The sequence below is a fragment of the Mesorhizobium sp. M1A.F.Ca.IN.020.06.1.1 genome, assembly GCF_004023265.1.
Lineage (GTDB): Bacteria > Pseudomonadota > Alphaproteobacteria > Rhizobiales > Rhizobiaceae > Mesorhizobium.
The window spans coordinates 1-3,093 of record NZ_RZSR01000728.1 but is presented as its reverse complement, the minus strand read 5'-3'; the positions used below and the strand labels follow the sequence as shown (position 1 = coordinate 3,093).

Here is a 3,093-nt window from a genome sequence, read left to right as displayed (position 1 = left end):
CTATCAAAGCCCGAAAGCTGTCTGTCTCGACCGTGACGCCGCTTCTTCGAAGGCGCGGCGACATCGCATTAGAAGGCAAGCACGGCCCGCCCCGGAGCCATGCGACATGGGCCTCGCCGCTTAGGGCCGCTCGCGTCCGCCGCCACAGCGCTTCTCCAGACGGCTTATGCTGTCCACCGTCACATGGCGTGCGTTCTCAATCCGAATCACCCCGTCAGCCCGCAATCGCGTCAGTTGGCGGCTCACGGTTTCGTTGGTAATTCCAAGGAAATCAGAGATTTCGGCACGCGTCAGCGGCAGATCGAAGGACGCTGACCTGGAAGCCGCGTCGAGACTGGAATCGATATTCCGGGCCATCATGAGGAGAAAACTCGCCACCTTTTCCGGAGCTGTCTTGCGCCCCAGCGTCACCATCCACTCGCGCGCCTCATCGAGTTCATTCAGCGTCTGTTTGAGCAGGCGATGCTCGAATTCCCGTGACGCCTTCATCATCCGTTCGACGGCCGCTCGCGGAAACGAGCACAGCGTGACTGCTGTTGCCGCTTCCGCATTGATCGAGCTTTCCACCTTGAAAGGACGTCCCAGAAAATTCGGTGCAAACTGGAGACCGACGATCTGCTGGCGCCCATCCGACAGGCTCTTTGATAGCTTTACCACGCCTGAAAGCACGTTCGAGTAGCTGTCGACGTTCTGTGCCTCGCCGGTCAACTCCATTCCTGACTCGATCCGGCGACGCGAGCAAGTCTTGGCGAGCCCAACCAAATTGTCTGGATCGAGCGCACCGCAGACACCGCGACGCCGTGCCTCGCAAGGGAGGCAAAGAACAGGAATGCCGGAAGTATGAATGTCTTGCCGAAAGGTCATGCGTTCGCTTTACCCGATCCTAACTGCCGGCAGGATACCCATCCAGGGTAGAGAAGTCCTGCGGCGGTTTGTCCATGCGCGCGGCTGATCGAGATCAGGGTCTGCTTCAGCGATGCGTGCAGTGTTCGGCGGGCAACACGGTGAACGCGAGATGCAATCGGAAATAGCTGTCAAACTCAGCGAGAACGTCCCACGCTACACAAGCTATCCGACGGCGCCGCATTTCCATTCCGGGGTCGATGCTGCCATTTACCGTGGCTGGTTGGAGGCGCTGGAAAGTGGCGACGAAATCTCGCTGTATTTGCACATTCCTTACTGCGACAAGCTCTGCTGGTTCTGCGCCTGTCACACCAAGCAGACGCACCAATATGAGCCGGTGGCCGCTTATCTGCGCTCGCTGAATGCCGAAATCGTCACGATTGCCGGTCTGGTGAGTGGCAAGGCACATGTCCGTGCAATCCACTTCGGTGGCGGTTCGCCAACGATGCTGAGGCCCGATGACATGGTTGCTCTTGGAGCGGCCTTGCGGGACAGCTTCGACCTTCTCCCGGATGCTACGGTCAGCATCGAAATCGGAACCAACGACATGGACAAGGCGCGCCTTGATGCGCTTGCTCAAATCGGCGTAACGCGGGCGAGCCTCGGCGTGCAGGATTTCGATCCGCAAGTGCAAAAAGCAATTAATCGTGAGCAAAGTTTTTTGCAGACCAAGGCAGTCGTCGACGGGGTTCGTTCGCGGGGCGTTGAATCGGTCAATCTGGACCTGCTCTACGGGCTCCCGAATCAGACACGCGAGACGATCTGTTCCACGGTGGCGCAGGCACTGACCTTGGAACCAGACCGGATGGCTCTGTTCGGCTACGCACATGTGCCCTGGTTCAAGAAGCATCAGACGATGATCGACGAGGCATGGCTGCCGAGTCCCACCGAGCGTTTCGCCCAATCTCAACTCGCGGCGCGGGCAATTGTCGCCAAGGGATATGAGGCAATAGGACTCGATCATTTCGCGAAGCCCGACGATGCGCTGGCCATAGCGGCCCGCGCAGGGGTTTTGCATCGCAATTTTCAGGGCTACACCGAGGATCGCTGCCCGACACTGATCGGACTTGGCCCTTCGTCCATCGGTCGTTTTCGCCAAGGCTACGTGCAGAACATGGCTTCGACTGCCGGGTACGGGCGCATGGTTGCGGATGGCGGGTTGGCTGCCGTCCGGGGCGTTGCCCTTTCCGACGACGATCGCGTCCGTGGCTGGATAATCGAGCGGCTGATGTGTGATTTTGCCTTCTCGGCAGTCGATCTGGTGGAGCGGTTCGGCAAAGCCGGCGAGAAGCTCCTTCATCGCTCGAGGTCCATCGCCCTCCACGATCCTGCCCGAGCGCTTGAATTCGATGGCGACAGTTTCGTCGTACGGGCTGAAAGTCGCCCCTTCGTTCGAACCATCGCGGCCAAGTTCGATACATATTTCAAAGGGGGAACGGCGAGGCACTCGGTGGCGGTCTGAGCAAAGCACAGTGCGCTCGCCGTTTGGTCGATCGCGAACCAGCTGCGTTTCATTTTGACCGCTCATAGGCGACTACCGCATCCAATCGAAAATGCAAACTTAGGCTGTTGCGCGGTATTTCCTTCCACATCCTCTCTTACGCATACCTGCATTCCAAGGTGTTTGATCCTATGCTTCGCGAGGAGCAGGTAGGCCGCGACAGCTAGGCAATGTTCCAGCTGCCTCTAGCGGAGGAGTCACGATTTTTCGGCAAGCTCCGTCGGCAGACCTTCTTTTCGGGCCTTGGCAAAGGCTCGGTCGCCTTCCAGAAACGCCGCCAGCATGAAAGGGATGAGTTCTGCCACGGTTTCAGACTGACGATAGGTCTGACGGTAAAGTGCAGCATACTCCTTGAGTGTTTGGCCCAGCTCCGCGCTGACGGTAATGGTGATCTTCGAAGCTGTTCGGTCTGGAAGCTTTCCAAGTTTCAGGTCAGCCATGGTAACTCCTGCTCAACTCGCGTATGGCCGCAGCACGATGTCCTTGTGCACGATGACGCGCAGTGGCCAACCTGGGCGGACGATGATGGTGGGCTGGATATTGAGGTTTTTTTCGGTGATGCGCTGGCCGGCTCGACTGGCGTTCTGCTGGGCTGATTCCCGGATCGCCTTGACCAGATCGCTCTCGTTTTCGCCGAGGCTGAATTCCGTGCCGACACCGAGCAATGTGGCAAGCGCCACCCCCTTGAT

Annotated in this window: 4 protein-coding genes; 1 reads left to right on the top strand and 3 read right to left on the bottom strand. The window is 58.6% G+C overall.

Going from position 1 to position 3,093, the window contains the following annotated elements:
- Nucleotides 1-120: 120 nt before the first annotated feature.
- Nucleotides 121-864, bottom strand: coding sequence for a Crp/Fnr family transcriptional regulator (locus EOA60_RS25885; RefSeq protein WP_091595785.1), 744 nt, complete (start codon nt 862-864; stop codon nt 121-123).
- Nucleotides 865-1,015: 151 nt separating this feature from the next.
- Here EOA60_RS25885 and hemN point away from each other — a divergent pair, with 151 nt between their 5' ends.
- Complete coding sequence (hemN, locus tag EOA60_RS25880) at nt 1,016-2,365, top strand: oxygen-independent coproporphyrinogen III oxidase (protein WP_091595897.1); 1,350 nt, start codon at nt 1,016-1,018, stop codon at nt 2,363-2,365.
- 236 nt (nt 2,366-2,601) lie between these two features.
- On the opposite strand, the gene EOA60_RS25875 is transcribed toward hemN, so the two are convergent.
- Together EOA60_RS25875 and EOA60_RS25870 are read right to left on the bottom strand one after the other, a co-directional pair.
- Entirely contained in the window at nt 2,602-2,844 is a 243-nt protein-coding gene (locus EOA60_RS25875; RefSeq protein WP_029354949.1) for a DUF2274 domain-containing protein, read from the bottom strand.
- 12 nt (nt 2,845-2,856) lie between these two features.
- A partial coding sequence (locus EOA60_RS25870) for a TrbI/VirB10 family protein (RefSeq protein ID WP_281060778.1) occupies nt 2,857-3,093 on the bottom strand: 237 nt, incomplete at its 5' end.